The 17,649-nt window shown below is 58.7% G+C and carries 15 protein-coding genes; 9 read left to right on the top strand and 6 right to left on the bottom strand.

Annotated features, from left to right (window positions below; translation table 11 throughout):
- Positions 1 to 4 precede the first annotated feature (4 nt).
- The gene (locus RLO149_RS21020) at positions 5 to 1,060 is read right to left on the bottom strand and encodes a sugar phosphate isomerase/epimerase family protein (protein ID WP_013964102.1); all 1,056 of its coding nucleotides are present in this window, start codon (positions 1,058 to 1,060) and stop codon (positions 5 to 7) included.
- 304 nt (positions 1,061 to 1,364) lie between these two features.
- On the opposite strand from RLO149_RS21020, the gene RLO149_RS21015 reads away from it, so the two are divergent.
- The 9 genes from RLO149_RS21015 to RLO149_RS20975 all read left to right on the top strand — a co-directional run bounded on the left by RLO149_RS21015 (position 1,365) and on the right by RLO149_RS20975 (position 10,452).
- Positions 1,365 to 2,960, top strand: a complete 1,596-nt coding sequence (locus RLO149_RS21015) for an ABC transporter substrate-binding protein (protein ID WP_013964101.1) — start codon at positions 1,365 to 1,367, stop codon at positions 2,958 to 2,960.
- Between the two features lie 66 nt (positions 2,961 to 3,026).
- Positions 3,027 to 3,875: a carbohydrate ABC transporter permease gene (locus RLO149_RS21010; protein ID WP_013964100.1), complete on the top strand. Its 849-nt coding sequence runs from the start codon at positions 3,027 to 3,029 to the stop codon at positions 3,873 to 3,875.
- Positions 3,872 to 4,804 (top strand): carbohydrate ABC transporter permease, encoded by a 933-nt coding sequence (locus tag RLO149_RS21005; protein WP_013964099.1) that lies wholly within the window; start codon positions 3,872 to 3,874, stop codon positions 4,802 to 4,804. Before RLO149_RS21010 ends, RLO149_RS21005 begins: the two co-directional genes overlap by 4 nt.
- Positions 4,804 to 5,883, top strand: coding sequence for an ABC transporter ATP-binding protein (locus RLO149_RS21000; RefSeq protein ID WP_013964098.1), 1,080 nt, complete (start codon positions 4,804 to 4,806; stop codon positions 5,881 to 5,883). Before RLO149_RS21005 ends, RLO149_RS21000 begins: the two co-directional genes overlap by 1 nt.
- Before the next feature lies 1 nt (position 5,884).
- Positions 5,885 to 6,928, top strand: coding sequence for an ABC transporter ATP-binding protein (locus RLO149_RS20995; protein WP_013964097.1), 1,044 nt, complete (start codon positions 5,885 to 5,887; stop codon positions 6,926 to 6,928).
- A complete protein-coding gene (locus tag RLO149_RS20990) occupies positions 6,925 to 7,869 on the top strand; it encodes a 3-hydroxyacyl-CoA dehydrogenase (protein WP_013964096.1) in 945 nt (314 codons plus the stop codon). The genes RLO149_RS20995 and RLO149_RS20990 overlap by 4 nt, the downstream gene beginning before the upstream one ends.
- Positions 7,866 to 8,789 carry a 3,5-dioxohexanoate:acetyl-CoA acetone transferase gene (gene kce / locus RLO149_RS20985; RefSeq protein WP_013964095.1) on the top strand — a complete coding sequence of 308 codons (924 nt, stop codon included), beginning with the start codon at positions 7,866 to 7,868 and terminating at the stop codon, positions 8,787 to 8,789. Before RLO149_RS20990 ends, kce begins: the two co-directional genes overlap by 4 nt.
- Positions 8,789 to 9,664: an SMP-30/gluconolactonase/LRE family protein gene (locus RLO149_RS20980; protein ID WP_013964094.1), complete on the top strand. Its 876-nt coding sequence runs from the start codon at positions 8,789 to 8,791 to the stop codon at positions 9,662 to 9,664. The genes kce and RLO149_RS20980 overlap by 1 nt, the downstream gene beginning before the upstream one ends.
- An 11-nt stretch (positions 9,665 to 9,675) precedes the next feature.
- Positions 9,676 to 10,452: an oxidoreductase gene (locus tag RLO149_RS20975; protein ID WP_013964093.1), complete on the top strand. Its 777-nt coding sequence runs from the start codon at positions 9,676 to 9,678 to the stop codon at positions 10,450 to 10,452.
- A 92-nt stretch (positions 10,453 to 10,544) separates the two neighbouring features.
- Here the strand turns inward: RLO149_RS20975 and RLO149_RS20970 are convergent, their stop codons facing one another.
- The 5 genes from RLO149_RS20970 to RLO149_RS20950 form a co-directional block, all read right to left on the bottom strand.
- The gene (locus RLO149_RS20970) at positions 10,545 to 12,728 is read right to left on the bottom strand and encodes a xanthine dehydrogenase family protein molybdopterin-binding subunit (RefSeq protein ID WP_013964092.1); all 2,184 of its coding nucleotides are present in this window, start codon (positions 12,726 to 12,728) and stop codon (positions 10,545 to 10,547) included.
- Between the two features lie 3 nt (positions 12,729 to 12,731).
- Entirely contained in the window at positions 12,732 to 13,193 is a 462-nt protein-coding gene (locus tag RLO149_RS20965) for a (2Fe-2S)-binding protein (RefSeq protein ID WP_013964091.1), read from the bottom strand.
- A 387-nt stretch (positions 13,194 to 13,580) separates the two neighbouring features.
- A complete protein-coding gene (locus tag RLO149_RS20960; RefSeq protein WP_013964090.1) occupies positions 13,581 to 15,185 on the bottom strand; it encodes an FAD-dependent oxidoreductase in 1,605 nt (534 codons plus the stop codon).
- A 124-nt stretch (positions 15,186 to 15,309) separates the two neighbouring features.
- Positions 15,310 to 16,944: an FAD-binding oxidoreductase gene (locus RLO149_RS20955; RefSeq protein ID WP_013964089.1), complete on the bottom strand. Its 1,635-nt coding sequence runs from the start codon at positions 16,942 to 16,944 to the stop codon at positions 15,310 to 15,312.
- A gap of 45 nt (positions 16,945 to 16,989) precedes the next feature.
- Positions 16,990 to 17,613 (bottom strand): glutathione S-transferase family protein, encoded by a 624-nt coding sequence (locus tag RLO149_RS20950; protein ID WP_013964088.1) that lies wholly within the window; start codon positions 17,611 to 17,613, stop codon positions 16,990 to 16,992.
- Between the last annotated feature and the right edge of the window lie 36 nt (positions 17,614 to 17,649).

Here is a 17,649-nt window from a genome sequence, read left to right as displayed (position 1 = left end):
GGGCTTACTCCAACCCGAGGATGGCGCGCACCCCGGAGGTGTCGCCCTTGCCACCGGCAAAATCGTCGAAGGTTTTATCGGTCACCCGGCGGATTTGATTGCGGATGAACTGAGCACCTTTGGGGGCCGCATCCTCTGGATGTTCGATGCAGTCTTCCCATTCGTAGACCGCCCAGCCGTCGAAGTCATATTCGGTTAGTTTCGAGAAGATAGCTCCGAAATCGGTCTGGCCGTCCCCAAGGCTGCGGTCGCGCGCTGCACGTTTCAGCCAGGGTTGATAGCCTGACAGGAAGCCCTGTTTGCCGGTCGGATTGAATTCGGAATCCTTGACGTGGAACATCTTGATCCGCTCATGGTAGAAATCGATGAACTGGACATAGTCGAGGCCCTGTTTCACGAAATGGCTGGCGTCATAGTTGATGTGGCAGCGGTTGTGGTTGCCGGTCTTTTCCAGAAACATCTCAAAGGTGATACCGTCGAACAGATCTTCTGTCGGGTGAATCTCGAAACACAAGTCGACGCCGCATTCTTCATACACATCCAGAATGGGTGTCCAGATTCGGGCCAGTTCGCTGAATGCCTCGTCGATCAGGGCACCATCACGCTGCGGAAAGGGATACCAGAACGGCCAGGCCAGCGCGCCGGAGAATGTCGCGTGTTCCGTCAGCCCCATGTTTTTGGAGGCATGTGCGCAAGCCTTTAGCTGGCCCACGGCCCATTCCTGCCGCGCTTTGCGATTGCCGCGCACTTCGGGCGGACACAAACCGTCCATCCAAGTGTCATAAGCCGGGTGTACAGCGCAAAGCTGACCCTGAATGTGGCTGGCCGTGTCGCAAATGACGACGCCATTCTCCTTGGCGATGCCGACAAGCTCGTCCGCATAATCCTTGGAGTCCGCAGCTTTCTGCACGTCAATGAAACGCTGGTCCCACATCGGCAGCTGAATCGCTTCAAACCCCGAATCGGCACACCACTTCGAAATCGCAGGCAGGCTATTGAATGGCGCCTCATCCCCTGCAAATTGCCCCAGAAACAGACCCGGTCCTTTGATTGTTTTCACTTTTCTTCCTCCCGTTGAAGCGTTCCCCAGTTCCGAGAAACAATATGTAATGTAAACGTTTTCTTTAATGAGTAGGCGAAATTGACGCCTATCTGTCAAGATGATCCCTTAACCTCTCAGAGATCAAATTGGTAAACTACTGAAAATGGACTATATTTTAGTGTGTTATTTGTTCTGCTATCCCCAAAATTCTCGCACCTCAGTATTAGCGTCTAGTTTGCACACTTGACGTATGTAAACGTTTCCTCATACCGTAAAGAAGCGGCGAGTCGCTTTCGCCGCCAATGTCCGGGGAGGGACCAATATGAAAAACACTATGACACGACGCAGCTTAATGCGCGGTGCTGCCACCATGACAGCGCTCGGTGCGATTGGCCTCAATCCACGCTTTCTGCGCCCGGCACATGCATCCAGTTTAGCCTCCGGCATGACTGGTGGGCCCACCGGCTTTCCCGGTGCGGAGCGGTTTCAATATGACGAATCCATGTCTGAAGGCCGAGCCATTGAGGCGATGAAGAAAATGGTCGCTGACGGTACGGCACCGGCCAAGATCACCATGCTTCTGACCGACGGTGCCATCGGTCAAATCACGCAGCCTTTCCCCTCTGGCCCTTCGGTCAAGGAGGTTTGGGAAGCCGAAACAGGCGTTGAGATCGAGATCATAGGCGCGCCCGCAGGTGACATCTGGAAGCGCGTGTTGCAGGACGTGACGACGCAATCGGGTGCCTTTGATATCTACACCCACCCTTGGAACAGCCTTGGCGATCTGGTGGAATCCGGCGGGGCGATGAACCTCAACGAGTTCGTCGCCAAACATCAGCCTGACTGGGCCGATGAGGAACGCGGCACGCCCACGGCACAAACGGCGGAGCTGCTGTATAAATACGGTGGTGATTATTACGGCGCTTCGCTGGATGGCGATTTCCAGACTTGGGTCTACAACGCGAATTATTTCGAAGAGCACGGTGCCGATTACGAGGCCGCCAATGGTCGCGCCCTCGCCCCACCCACCACATGGGAAGAAAGCGACAACATCAGCGCGTTTTTCACGGGGCGGACCGGTCTGGGCGGCACGCCGATTTACGGCAATGGCAACGATATGGCTCCGTTCTGGGGTCTGCCCCGGTTCTATGCGCGCTTCGCAGCACAGGCCGTGCCCAATATGTATTGGTTCGACGAAGACGGTCGCCCCAACCTCGATACCGATCAGGCAATCAAGGCGGCGACCGAATATGTCGCCACGCGAGAGTGGGCGCATCCGGATGCGCTGTCCTGGACCTATGCCGAAGGGTATTCCGGTATCGGGTCCGGCCAGACACCGCATCTGACCACCTACACCAACGTGACCAAATTCGTGGACCGGATGAACGCGGACGGCACCCCTGCAAGCCCTGCGGCGGGTATGTTGTCGGCCCATGCCCCGCCGGGTGTGCAGCATGACGACGGCCTCGTGCGCCGGTCGGTGATCTATTACAACATCACCGGTACCGTCAGCTCGCGCAGCGCCAACCCGGAGGCCGCATACCTTTTCCTGCAGTGGCTCAGTTCCACGCGGACCTATTCATGGATGGCGGGCAACCCCGCCGGGTATTTCGATCCCTTCCAGAAGGCAAACTTCTCGGAACCCTTCGTGGAGGAAACCTATCACCCCTATATGATGGACGCGATCCGCGAGACGATTGCACGCTCCGCGCCGACGATCAACTTTGCTGGACAGACAGCCTTGGATACCGCGCTGGACGAAGAGTTGCAGGCCGCCCTCACCGGGCAAAAATCACCCGAGGATGCCATGAAATCGGCGCAGCGCAAATGGGAGCGGACGATCCGGCGCAAGGGCGAGGACAAGATGATCCCGGTCATTCAGGCGAGCCGGGCCGCCTGGCCGACCATCGTCGAATAACCGATCCCTTACCCCGGGCCGCGCGGTCCGGGGACACACCCCCAACCTAATGACCCGGAGTCGCCGATGACCGGACTTTTCCTGCGCACCCTCGCGGTCGCCCTTTTCGCCGCAATCGCGTTTTTGCCGATCTCATGGATGGCAACGATGGCGTTCAAACCGGCGGCTGAGTGGACCTCTGCGGCCGGGGGCCTGACCTTTCTGCCCAAGGATCCCACGTGGGACAATTTCCGCTATGTGTTCACAGGGCAAAGCCCGGATCAACCGGTCGGTCTGGACCGCACAGTCTGGGGGCCGCTCTTTGCTTCGCTGCTGACCTCGGTGGTCGGCACGCTGATCGCGGTGGTGTGCGGTACGGCTGCCGCCTACGCCGTCAGCCGTGAGAAAATCGCGCAGAGCATCGGTTTGTCACTTTTGCAGCTACGCATCTTTCCGCCCCTCGCCGTGATGATCCCGGTGATGATCATGTGGGCTTTTCTGGGCATGATTGATACGTGGTGGGGGCTGTCGCTGATTTATGGCATCGTGACGCTGCCGTTTTCCTACTGGTTGATGAAGGCCTATTTCGACGAGCTGCCCCGCGAGATAGAGGAGGCCGCCATCGTCGAGGGCTGCACCCCCTTTGAGGCATTCCGCCAGATCGTGCTGCCCATCGTGGCCTCTGCCGTAGCGTCCACAGCGCTGTTCATCTTTATCCTGAACTGGTCGGATTACCTGATCGCGCTGCTGCTGACACGCAAGGAATGGACGACCATTCCCGTCTATATGAACTCTCTCGCGACAGCCGCCTCGGGGCAGCTTTACGGGGCCAAGGCCGCTCTTGGCCTGATCGCTGCCATACCACCCATCGTGTTGGGTATTTCGATCCAGCGGTTTCTGGTGCGCGGCCTGACTTTCGGAGCACTCAAGCAATGAGCGATGCACAGACACCTGACCCGACCGGCAGTGACCTTGACGACGCGCGGCGCGGTCTGGCCCGGCGCCTGCTGACACCGACGGTCGTGCTCTTGATTTTCATCGTGGCTTTTCCCCTTGTCATGCAGATCTATATCTCGCTCACATGGTGGACACCGCTGGACGGCGATCCCTGGTATCACGCCTGGCGGTCCTGGGCATGGGTCGACAATTACACGTATCTGTTCACTGATCCCGACCTTTGGGGGTCGGTCTGGCGGACCCTGCTGTTCGTCGCTGTCGCCGTACCGATCGAGGTCGGTCTGGGTCTGGCCCTCGCCGCGCTGTTCTACGAAGGTGTTGCGGCGCGTCCCGTACTTTATTCTCTGATCCTGATGCCGATGATGATCGTGCCTGCGGTGGCAGGCTATATATTCTTCCTGATTTTTCAGCAGACAGGTCCGCTCAACGCTGCCCTCTCAACCGTCTGGCCGGGTGCACTTGATGTTAACTGGCTCAACGACACCACCCGTGCTTTCATCGCGGTTGTGATTGCCGATGTCTGGCAATGGACGCCGCTGATGTTCCTCATTCTCTTTGCCGGTCTGATGAGTGTCCCGGACGATCAGATGCGCGCGGCCACCCTGCTTGGTGCGAACTGGCGTCAGCGATTCATGCGCATTGCGTTACCCCGGATCAAGACGGTGATCGCCATCGCCATTGGCCTGCGCGTCATCGAGTGTTTCAAGATTTTCGACATGCTCTTTGTAATGACCGGCGGCGGGCCGGGTGTGGCCACTGAATCGCTGTCCCTGTTTCTCTATAAGCGGACCTTTCAGGACCTCGAATGGTCCTATGTCGCAGCCATCGGGATCACGGTGCTGGTGCTGCTGTCTGTTTTGACGGCATTGATCATGGCGGCCGTCAACCGGTGCGGGGGGGATGCCTGATGGCCAGCGTTACACTGGAGGGAACGACCAAAAGGTTTGGCAGTTTCACCGCCGTTCAAAGCATGAACCTTGCGATCAGGGATGCGGAATTTGTGGCTATCTTAGGTCCCTCAGGTTGCGGTAAGTCCACAACCATGAACATGATTGCCGGCATTGAGGCCCCGAACGAGGGCAGCATCCATTTCGATGGGCGTGACGTGACGCAGGTGCCGATGGACAGGCGCGGCGTGGGTTTTGTCTTTCAGAACTATGCGCTGTTCACGCATATGTCCGTGCGTGGCAATCTGGCTTTTGGGCTGGAGGTGCAGGGCGTCCCCCGTGCAGAAACTGATCGCCGCGTCGGTGAGATGGCGGAGTTCATGGCCTTGTCGCATCGCCTTGATGCGCCCTCTGCCTCTTTGTCGGTGAACGAGATGCAGAAGCTTGCGATTGGACGCTCCGCCATTGTGGAGCCGTCGATCTTTTTGCTCGATGAACCGCTGTCGAACCTTGATGCGGCCTTTCGCGAAAAGATGCGCTCGGATTTACGGTCACTGCAACGCAGCCTGAAACAGACAATGGTCTACGTGACCCATGATCAGATCGAGGCGATGGGTCTGGCCGATCGCATTGCCGTGATGGACAACGCGACCCTTCAGCAATTCGCCTCACCCGCCGAAATCTATGCACGTCCTCACAACACTTTCGTTGCGGGCTTCATCGGCGCGCCGTCGATGAACCTGATCCCGCTGAAAATGTCCGAAGGGGCGGCCACCACGCCCTCCGGCCCGCTGCAACTTGATGCGCGACTGCAGGCACAGGCGAACGCTCACCGCGGGTCAGAATTGTTACTTGGTGTCAGGCCCGAAGACATGACGTTGAGCGACACGGGCATCTCTGCGCGCACCATTCTGGTTGAAACTGTGGGCCGTCGCCGGATCGGTCATTTTGATCTGGGCACGACGCGCGTGCTTGGCACCTGGGAGCGCAGCACGCCACTGGCTGCAGGTGATCTTGTTTCGTTGATGCCGGATCTGGCGAAATCGCATCTGTTCGATCCAAAAACCGGTTTGCGCCTGACCCATGGGGAGAGTTCCTGACATGGCAGAGATACACCTTGAAAACGTCTCCAAATCTTACGCTGGCAAACCCGCGCTGCAGAATGTCAGCCTGACCCTGCCCGATGGCAGCTTCACCTCGATCTTTGGCCCGCCGGGCGCGGGTAAATCGGTTCTGTTACGGCTGCTGCTGGGACTTGAACAGGTCGATGCGGGGCGCATTCTGTTCGACGGGCGGGATGTCACGAACGCAGCTCCCATGGCGCGCGATCTTGCGATGGTCTTTCAGAACCTCGCGCTCTTTCCGCATTTGACGGCGCGCGACAACATCGCCTTTCCCCTGCGCCGCCGTGGCAAGGATGAGGCCCACATCACGCAGCGCATCGACGCGCTGACGGATGTGCTGGGGATCGGGCACATCCTGCAAAAGAAACCCGCTGCCCTGTCGGGTGGCGAGCGCCAGCGCGTGGCCATCGGGCGCGCCCTGTCGCGCGACGCGGCGGCCTATATGATGGACGAGCCGATTGCCGCGCTGGATGCGAGGTTGCGTGACGGGATGCGGGTGGAGTTGAAACGTTTGCAAGCCGAGTTGGGTCATACCTTCATTTACGTCACCCATGACTGCGACGAGGCCATGGCCGTCGCGGATACGCTTGCCATTCTGAACGCAGGCAAGATCGAACAGACCGGGCCGCCGGGCGACGTGTACGCCAATCCGGCGGCACTGGCCGTGGCCGAACTGGTTGGCGCGCCGCGTCCCTCGGTCCTGCAAGCCTCAACCGGACCCGAGGGCATTACCTGCGCGCTTGGCACATTCCCCGGTGTCCAGGGAAGAGGCCCGGTGATGATGGCTCTGCGTCCCGAAGCCGTACATTTGACACCGGGTGGCACTGGTCCCGTTCAGGCACCCGTGCGTGACATCGAACGGCTGGGTGCCTTTTCAATCGTGACGGTCGGCACTGCGGACGCCGAGATCCGCGCCATCACCAGTGGCGATACCACGCTGACCCTTGGCATGGAGGTCGGTGTTGATGTGGCTGCTGATGGCATCCTTCTCTTTGCAACTGATACCGGGGTGCGGTTGTGAGCGCTGCGCATGTTGCCATCATCGGGGCTGGGTTGATCGGTCAATCCTGGGCCATCGCTTTTGCACGCGGGGGGTGCACCGTGGCTTTGCATGATCGCGACGGGGACGTGACAGCACAGGCGATGGAGGCGATTCCCGCATCCCTTGATGCCATGGCGACCCTTGGATTGATCCAGAAAGGGGAACCGCATACCATTTACGCCCGCATCAGGGCGGCCGATCGGCTCGAGGATGCGCTGGCGGGTGCGGTGCATCTACAGGAAAACACCCCTGAAGACCCCCGCATCAAGCGTGAGGTTTTCGCCATGCTGGATGCCGCCGCTGATCCAGATGCCGTGATCGCAAGCTCCAGTTCCGCGCTTTTGCCGTCGGACTTTGTAACCGGGCTGGCCGGGGCGGCGCGCTGCCTCGTGGCGCACCCCCTCAACCCGCCCCACCTTATCCCCGCGGTCGAGCTGGTCCCGGGTCCGGCGACGACAACTGAAACCATGGCCCGTACCCGTGCGCTGATGTCCGCCATCGGACAAAGCCCGATTGAGACCACCCGCGAGATTGAGGGTTTCATCATGAACCGCCTGCAGGGTGCCTTGCTGGACGAAGCATTTTCACTGGTGGACCGGGGCATTGCAACACCGGGTGATATCGATACCGCCATGCGCGACGGTCTGGCGCGGCGATGGGCCTTCATGGGACCCTTCGAGACGATTGACCTTAACGCGCCCGGCGGCATAGCTGATTTCATGGATCGGTATGGGCAGGCCTATGCCGAAATAGGGCGAGACAGACCATCGCGCCCGGACTGGAAGAGTGCTCTGCAAACACGCCTGAGCGACCACCGCCGAGCCGCATTGCCCACAAAAGATCGCGCCGATCGCATTCGTTGGCGCGATGCGCGTCTGGCCCATCTCGCCCGCCTTCTTGCTGAAAAGGACCCAGAATGAGTCGCAAGGTTATCGTCACCGCCGCCCTGACCGGGGCAATCCACACACCGGGCATGTCGCCCCACCTGCCCGTCACACCAGAGCAGATCATTGCCGAAGGTCGCCGTGCCGCTCAGGCGGGCGCGGCTATTTTGCACGTGCATGCACGTCACCCCAAGACCGGACAACCCGATCAATCCATTGCAGGTTTTGGTCGCATCCTGCCCGCCCTCAAGGAAACCGGCGCCGTCATCAACGTCACCACAGGCGGCAGCCCGTTCATGCAGGTGGCTGAACGCGTGGCACCTGCTGCGCACTTCCGCCCTGAACTGGCCTCTCTCAACATGGGGTCGATGAACTTTGGTCTGTACCCGATGCAAGCCCGCTTTCCCGACCTGCCGCAGGAGTGGGAAAATGCGCATCTGGAGGGATCACGCGATCTGGTGTTCCGTAATACCTTTGCCGATGTCGAACATGTTCTGGGGGCTTGTTCCCCGAATGGCACGCGGTTCGAGTTCGAATGCTACGACACGGCCCACCTGCGCAACCTGCGCCATATGATCGACCGGGGCCTCGTGACGGGGACACCTTTTGTGCAGACTGTTTTTGGCCTGTTGGGCGGGATTGGCGCGGACCCCGAAGATGTCACCTTGATGCGCGCGGTTGCAGATCGCCACCTGGGCGATGAATACGCATGGTCCGTGCTGGGGGCCGGGGCCGCACAATTGCGTATCGCCGCCATGTCCGCTGCGATGGGGGGGCATGTGCGCGTCGGGCTGGAAGATTCACTTTGGGCCGGGCCGGGGGTTCTCGCGCAAAGTGCGGCAGAGCAGATCGCCGCCGTTGGCAAGGTGCTGGATGGTCTGGGCCTGAGCATGGCCAGCCCGGATGAGGCGCGCGGCATTCTGGGCCTGAAGGGCGCGGAGGATGTGAATTTCTGATGCAGATTTCGGTTCTTGCAGACGTCAAACCCCTGCTGGGAGAGGGCCCGCTCTGGGACACGGAGGGCGAGCGGCTCTGGTTCATTGACAGCCTCGGGTGCCGCATTTTTCGCTGCACCAGTGAAGGTGCGGAAATGCGAGCTTGGACCGTACCCTCGGCCATCGGGTCGATGTGCCTGCGGGCGGGTGGCGGGGCAATCGTGGCGCTGACGGACGGGTTTCACGCCTTGGATCTGGACAGTGGAGAGATCCAGCACATCATCGACCCGGAACCCGACCAACCGGACAACCGCCTGAACGACGGAAAGGTGGATCCGAAGGGACGGTTTCTCTGTGGCTCAATGGACACCGGCGAGGCAGTGCCAACCGGCACCCTCTGGCGTCTGGACACGGATATGAGCCTGCACGCGCTGGAAAAGGGCATCATTTGTTCCAACGGCCCGTGCTGGTCACCTGACGGGCAGACGCTCTATTTCTCGGATAGTTTTTCAGGTGAAATCTCTGCTTTCGATTACGACGTGGAAACTGGATGCGTTGCCAACCGCAGAACCTTTGCCGCACTGCCGACGGAACGCGGCGGCGCGCCGGATGGGGCGACAGTGGATGGCGAAGGCGGAATCTGGTCGGCATGCGTATTCGATGGCCGGATTTTCCGTTTCATGCCTGACGGAACCGTGGATCGGGTGATCGAAATGCCCGTGTGTAAGGTCACATCGGTTGCCTTCGGCGGTGCAGACCTTGGCACGCTTTACGTGACCTCAATGGCGGAACCGCCTTTGCCAAAATATCCCGGCGATGGCCCGTTGAGGGGCGCCACGTTTCGCATCGATGGGCTGGGTGTGACGGGCCGCCCTGAACCCCGTTTTGCAGGATAAGGGAGACGCAGATGACCAAAACTGCCATCATTACAGGTGCCGCACAGGGCGTGGGTGCGGCCTGTGCCGAGCACCTTGTCGCGCAGGGAACCAAACGCCTGCTGCTGATTGATCGCGACGCCGCGGCGCTGTCTGATACTGCCTCCACATTGAGCGACGCCGGTGCCGAGGTGCAATGTCTGACCATTGATCTGCAAGATGCCGAGGCGTTGATGCGCGACCTGCCGCACGCCATCGCGGGTTTGGGCACAGTTGACGTTCTGGTAAACGCAGCGGGTACCACCGCGCGTGGGGGCCTGACGGACACGACGGCAGAGCTCTTTGATTTTGTCTTTCAGATCAATGTACGCGCGCCCCTTTTAACGATGCAATGCGTAACGCCCGCGATGACCAACGGCGGCACCATCGTGAATGTGACGTCCATGCTTGCCCATGGTGGGCCACCGTTTCTGGCCACCTATGCCGCCAGCAAGGCCGCGCTCGTGGCGCTGACAAAAAACACCGCGAACGCCCTGAAGCGCGACCGAATTCGCGTGCATGCGATCAATCTGGGCTGGACCTGGACCCCCGGCGAACAGCGCACACAGGTTGACGTACATGGGCTGGCCGAGGATTGGTGCGAGACGGTCGGGGCATCGCAACCTTTCGGGCGGTTGCTGATGCCCGCAGACCCCGCCGCGTTGACGTGTTTTCTCGCCTCTGAGGGGGCCAGCATGATGACCGGCGCGGTTATAGACCTTGATCAGTTTGTAGCTGGCACGGTGGACGATAACCCCGGTAACGGATGAGTGTAGCGACGTTTTTGCACGCCAGATGGCCGGTTTATTGATGGTTCCCAAGGCAATTCAACTTTGCCTTGGGAACCGTAGCTCTGGGAATATCACGCCCCGATGATCGGCAACCGCCTCGGGGTTTGCCCTGTATGAGCGCGCCAGGCATTCCCGACGGCGGCCGAGATTGGGGGTGTCCCGGGTTCCCCGACACCGGTCGGGGCAACCTCGCTTGGCATGATATCAACCATTATCTCGGGCATTTCCTCCAGCCCGAGCACGCGATACGCGCCATAGTTACGCTCGCGTACAGTTCCGCCTGCTTCCAGCGTCAACTGCTCAAACAGGGTCGCACTGAGGCCAAATCCAATGCCGCCTTCCATCTGCGCGCGGATAACATCCGGCGTCACCGCAACACCGCAATCCAAGGCACACCAGACGCGCGTAACATGAGGGGTGCCGTCCCGGTCCTCCACCTCCGCAATCTGTGCAACGAAGCTGCCGAAAGAACGATGCAGCGCCACACCGTAGCGGCGCTCGCCCGTGCCGGGACCGCTCCACTGCGCCATTTCAGCGACACGCTCCAAAACGGCGCGATCGCGCGGACGGTCCTCTGTGATCAGATCAAGCCGACCCTGAACCGGATCACGACCTCCGGCGATCAGAAGTTCGTCGAGGAACGTCTCTGTCGCATAGGCGGTGTGCGTATGCCCCACTGCGCGCCACCATAATACGGGGACACCAGTCTGCATCTGCGCCCAGGACACGCGTCGCGCGGGAAGCGCGTAAGGCAGATCAGTCGAACCTTCATAAGAGGTTCGGTCAAGACCATCGGTCATCAAGGCTTGTTCAAACATGGTTCCAGCCATAATCGATTGATTTGCGACCGTATTATCCCAACAAGTTATGTTACCATCTGCATCAAGACCGCCGCGGAAGCGATGAACCGTAAGCGGTCGATAATACCCTTGGGTCATATCGTCTTCTCGGGTCCACTGTAACTTGTAAGCCCCCGGACCCGCTGCCGCTGCCACATGCGCGAGTTCACTTTCAAAATGATTGGTCGGTGTAGACCGATGCCCGAAACTGCCACCGGCGTACATCGTGTGAATCGATACCGCATCAGGTGCCACGCCTAAAGTCGACGAAAATACCGGTGCCGCAATGGTCGGGATTTGTATCGCAGACCAGACATCAGCCTGTTCGGGTGTCCATTCGATGACGCCGTCCAATGGCTCCATCGCGGCATGCGCAAGATAGGGGAAAATATATTCCGCCTCAAAGGTGCGCTCTGACTGATCAAGCGATGCATCAACGTCACCAATGTTTTCCGCAACGCGGGCCGGACTGCGCGCGGCTTCGAGAAACTGCTCCTCGAGATCGCGAGATGAGCGTGTTTCCGCGTTCGTTTCATCCCATTGCGCAATCAGCGCATCCCTGCCACGCAATGCGGCAAATGTATCCACGCCGTATACAGCAACGCCGCTCGGAATTTCGCGTACTGCATTCACGCCGGGCACGTCCAATGCAGCTGACGCATCAAGCGACGACAATACAGCGCCAAATTTTGGCGGATGAAGTACCGTCACCACCTGCATGCCTTCCCGCATGACGTCGATGCTGAACGTCGACTGGCCGCGCGCTTTGTCCGCCGCATCAAGTCGGGTTATTCCTTCGGCCCCGATCAGTTTGAAATCGGAGGGGTCTTTCAATTGTACATCTTGTGGCATGGGGAGCGTTGCCGCGCGCTCTGCCAACTCTCCGAAGGTGGCCGTTTGGCCGGTCGTCTCGTTGGTGACGACGCCCGTCGAGACAGAAATGTCACCTGCCGAGATGCCCCATGTCTGCGCTGCGGCTTCCACCAGCAGGGCCCGCGCCGTCGCACCGGCCTCACGCATCGTCATATAGCTGTTCGCAAGGCCCGTAGACCCGCCCGTACCTTGGACCCCAAACGCAAGGTTTGCATATAAGGCTGGATCATCCGGTGCCTGCTCTGCGCGTATCTGGCTCCAATCCGCGTCCATCTCATCGGCGGCGAGGATCGCCAGACCGGTATTCGCACCCTGACCCATTTCCAGATGTTTGATCAGCACTGTAACAACGTTGTCGGGCGACACACGGATGAAAGCATTAGGCGCGAATTTTGCATCAGCCGCTGCAAGGGCCTGTGTGCGCCCTTTGATGGGAAGCGCCATCGCGACGACGAGACCAGTGGCACCAACAAGAAAAGACCGGCGCGAGGGTCCCGGCGATTTTACAGTTGCCTGCAGCTCAACGGGTTTGGTGAATTGCATGATCTAAACCTCCAATGCATCTGAAGCGGCGCGAATGCCTTTGCGAATGCGGGCATAGGTTGCGCATCGACAAATGTTCGCTCCCATTGCCGCGTCAATCTCCTCGTCGGTTGGTTTTGGGGTATTCTCCAGCAATTCAGTTGCGACCAAAACCTGTCCAGACTGACAATAGCCACATTGCGCCACGTTGAGGGTCGTCCATGCTTCCTGCACGGCGCGCGCAGCGGCGCTTTCCACGCCCTCGATCGTTTGAACCTCAGCGCCCGCAACGTCCCCAACCGCTGTCACACAGGACCGAGTGGCAAACCCGTCAAGCATAATGGTACAGGATCCGCACTGCGCTATCCCGCATCCATATTTTGTTCCGGTGAGTTTAAGATGATCCCGCAAAGCCCACAGGAGCGGCATATCGGGATCAACATCCAAGGTCACTGAATTACCGTTTACACTGAATGTGGTGGGCATGGTTTGCATCCTTTCGAATCCGAAGCGACAGAGATGTCAGAGTAGCACAAAGGTGTGCTGAAATCCGGCAAAGTCAAATTGAGCAACTGCTGGATGTCATGCATGTCCAGAGAGCAGATACCCATCCCGTTTGCACACATGGCGCAGCGTTTTGACGACGTTCTGGGTTTCGCAACCGGTAACATGTACGCAACGATCATCCTGCAGCGCAGAAACCGCGAGGGATGACATAATAGTCCTTCCACAGGCGAAAGCTGACGTTTTAGCGCGGCGTGAACGGCTATTTAAAGCCCTTCGACGCGTCTAAAGGCAGCGTTGAAATCTGCGCACAGACAAGACTGACGAGATAAGCGACTTAATACTGTGCTTGTACCGTATTTCCCCCGGTTAGCTATTCACATGTTCCCAGACTTTGGAAATCACAACCGATCCTTCACCGACCGAAGAGGCAACCCGCTTGACCGAGTTCGCACGGACATCTCCGACCGCGAAGATGCCTTTGCAGGTGGTTTCGAATGGTGAGGCGGCGTCCTCTCCGGTCAGGACAAAACCGCGCGGATCAAGGGCGCAGTGGCTTTCCAACCAGCCGGTATTGGGGGCGGCCCCGACCATAACGAACACCGCAGGCGTATCGAGATGCCATTCCTCTCCGTTTCGGTTGATTGTCAGACCACCCAGATCAGCCTCGCCGTGCAAATCTGTGATCTGTGACTTGTAGTGGACGGTGATGTTCGGTGTGCTTTCCAAACGCTCCGACAGGTAGCTTGACATCGACGCTGCGAGACTCTCGCCACGAATGAGAACATGAACATGCCGTGCCGTCCGCGACAGGAACATCGCCGCCTGACCGGCCGAGTTCCCGCCACCGACAATAACCGCCTCGGATGCCTTGCAATACCGGGCCTCCATCTCGGTTGCCGCATAGTAGATGCCGCTTCCTTCAAAATGCTCAAGACGCTCAATCGGCAAGCGGCGGTATTGCACACCCGTGGCAACAACGACTGACTTGGCGCAAAGTTGCTGCCCGTTGTTCAGGTGGGCGACAAAGATCCCATCAGGACGCCTTTCAAGATTCTCGACCCGGCGCGGCATCATGAAACGCGTCCCGAACTTCATGGCCTGTATCTCTCCGCGCCAGACGAGGTCAGCACCGGATATACCAGTGGGAAAGCCAAGGTAATTCTCGATCCGGCTGGACGTGCCCGCTTGTCCGCCCACAGCCACATCCTCCACCACGATCGCGGACAAACCCTCCGCACCCGCATAGACGGCGGCGGCAACACCTGCGGGTCCGCCTCCGACAATCAGCGTATCGACGACTTCGTCTTCTTTCACATCAAGCACGAGGCCCAGAAGCTCAGCAACCTTTTCAGGTGTCGGGTCTTCGACCAGACGGTTGCTTCCAAAAATCACCGCAGGCTCATCTGCAGGTACACCACAAACGCGCGCCTTTGCTTCGGCATCGGCCGAGCCGGGCTCTTGTATCTTGAAGGGGATTTTGTTGCGCGAGGCGAATTCGGCAATCCTGCGGATATTGCGGTCACTATCGACACCAATCAATGTAAGCGAGGTATCACCCGCTTCGATCTGACGGCGGCGACGGGCGGCGAAAACAGTGATGATGATATCGGACATTTCGGGCAAGCCAGACATCAGTTCCAACATCTTCTCACGGGGTACCTGTATGGCCTTGGTCGCCATCGTGGTGCGCATCGGCAGTGAATAGGCACCTCCGTTGAGAAATGCAATCTCACCAACAAACTGCGTTGGCCCAAGTGAAGTCGGCAGATAGGCTTCACGCGTGACCGGATCGATAATCTCCATTCCGCCTTCAATAATATAGGTGAACTTATCCATGGCATCGCCAACCTCGAAGATCACTTCGTCAGCGGGAAAATCAACAACCTCACCAGCAGATCGGAGCGCTTCAACATGCATCTCGGAGAGCGGCGTGCGCGTCATTTCCTGAATGTTTGGAGCGAGGCTTTCCATATCGATCTCTCTTTGAATGATGTGGGTGTGAGGTCGTATGACATCTTTTATCGGCGTCAGTTGAACAAATAAGCTTAAACCGGATGATCTCAAGGCGCCGTCAAGCCATACCACGGCCAGACAATCATCCTGTTGGGCCGAACGTTTCAAAGTGGATCATATCGGGTTGAACGCCGGCCTCTTCCAGACCCGAACGGATGCTTGCCAGAAACTGCGCCGGACCACACAACATATAGTGCGCGCCGCTTCCTGCCCCAAGAGTCAAAAGGGTTTTGGCGTCGATGCGTCCTGCTACATCAAATTGTTCGCCCAAGGTGTCTTCTGGCTCTGGGCGGCTGTAGAACGTGATTTGCCTCGCATGCGTTCTGCGCCCCACGAGATCAGCAATCTCTTGGGACATGGCATGGTCTTGGCCGCCGCGTGCGCCGTGGACAAACCAGACAGGGCGCTCAGTACTTTGTCGCACAACCGCATGCAGCATTGATACCATCGGTGTAAGGCCCACACCGGTACTGACCAACACCAGCGGGCAAGTGCTGCAGGGAATTACAAAGTCACCAGCAGGGGGTGACGCTTGCACGGTATCTCCGATCTGGACGTCGTCATGCAAAAAGCGAGAGACGAGGCCATGCGGTTCACGCTTGATGCTCAGGCGGTAGCCGTCTTTGGCATCCGGTGGGCCCGACAGCGAATAGGTCCGCTTGGCGGTGCCCGTCTGCCCCGGAATCTGAACCTCGATCGGCAGGTGCTGACCCGCTTCAAAGGGTGCGGCATGCGCGCCATCTGATGGTGCGAGGTAGAAAGAAGTGATTTCATTCGTTTCCCTGACGCGCCGCGTCACGCTAAACTGGCGCGGCAGTGTTTCTTGCTTTGCCCACCTAAGTCCAATTGCGCCGGGGCGTTCGACAACGGCGCAGATTTCGATCTCGATGATGCGTCGCGCTTCGGGTTCGTCTGTTGCCGATGGGGCCCATTCGATGTGCGCATGCCCCGTGATGTGCAACAGGCTCCCGGTGTCAAAGTCGACAAACACGATACCGATACGCGGGTCAGCCAAGAGATTGCCGATGGTATTGAAGAAATTGTTCCCGGCGTAATCTGGTATCCGCAGACGATCTGGCGCGGTGACTCGCACAAATCCCGAAGGCCCGCCGCGATGCGAGGCATCAAAACCATATGAAGGATGATCCGGATTGCCTTCATGTCCAGAACCGATGAACATCGTATCGGCAGTTTCGATCCACCGGATTTGTGATGGATCGAGAGCCGTTCGACGAACCGCCGGGGACATCGCGTCTTTTGGTGCTCGGCTCCAGACCCGCTGTGAGATGTATTGGGGGCAGTTGCCAAATGACTGGCGGACCTCAACCGACAATCCGCTGCGCGTCGCATGCAACTTTCCGCTGAAACGGTTGCGCCGTCTTGATCCAAGCTCAATGCCAATTGCACCGATCTCGGTCCCTTGTGCCAAGGCCTTGGCCAGCGGATCGCGACTGTCGATGAGCGTGTCCAACATCAGGTGCTGTGCATCGGGCGCGGCAATGAAACCGTCGTCGCCATCCACAAGCGTGACCCACATGCGCCCCTTGTGATCTGCACCCGCCATCACCAGAAATGGCAGGGAGCTATAAAAGTCCCGGTGCTGTTGCGGCAGGTAATCGCGGATAAAACCCCCCGCCCAATCCGCTACATCCTTGGCACCTGCACGGTCTTGGGCCGCCAGCTCTCCTGCATGGAAGGGGTTTACATGGTCAGTCATGATATCAGCCTTTGTTGTGTCACGAAGTGCAGCGACCCTTTGGTTTCAGGACAATGCGGAAATGGGGGATGCGGCCATGGCCACAAAATTCGGCTGTGCTTCTATCCGTGCCAGCCACGCCCGGATGTGGGGATAAGGGGCGAGATCGACGCCACCCTCAGGTGCGTGGGCGATATAGCTGTACGCCGCGACATCCGCGATGGTGATCGTCCGCGCTGCCAGCCAATCGCGTTGCGCCAGATGTGCATCCATTATTGTGAACAGATCATGCGACTTGCTTACTGCAACCGCATGATCAAGCGCGACACCAAAAACCTTTACAAGCCGCGCAGCACAAGGGCCAGAATAGACGTTGTCCGCCACGATTGTCAGCCAGCGCTGCACTTGGGCAGCGGTTTTGGGGTCTTCTGGCATCCAGGTCGATCCTTTCCCGTAGGTTTGAACCAAATAAACGAGGATCGCGTTGGAATCGGCCAATGTGTAGCCGCCATCGTCAATCGCGGGAACCAGACCAAAAGGGCTTATTCTAAGGTAATCAGGCGCTTTATGCGCGCCGTTCGCCATGTCGAGGTCGATCGTCTCATAAGGGACGCCGAGAAAAGCCAGCATCAGTTCGACGCGGTGGCAATGACCCGACTTCGGGTTCCGATAGAGTTTGACAGGTGTCATTTTGAAATTCCAATCAAGAGAAGGGTTAAAATTTAA

The organism is Roseobacter litoralis Och 149, from assembly GCF_000154785.2.
GTDB classification, from domain to species: Bacteria; Pseudomonadota; Alphaproteobacteria; order Rhodobacterales; family Rhodobacteraceae; genus Roseobacter; species Roseobacter litoralis.
The sequence above is the reverse complement of the archived record's forward strand: the minus strand, read 5'-3'. Positions and strand labels throughout refer to the sequence as shown.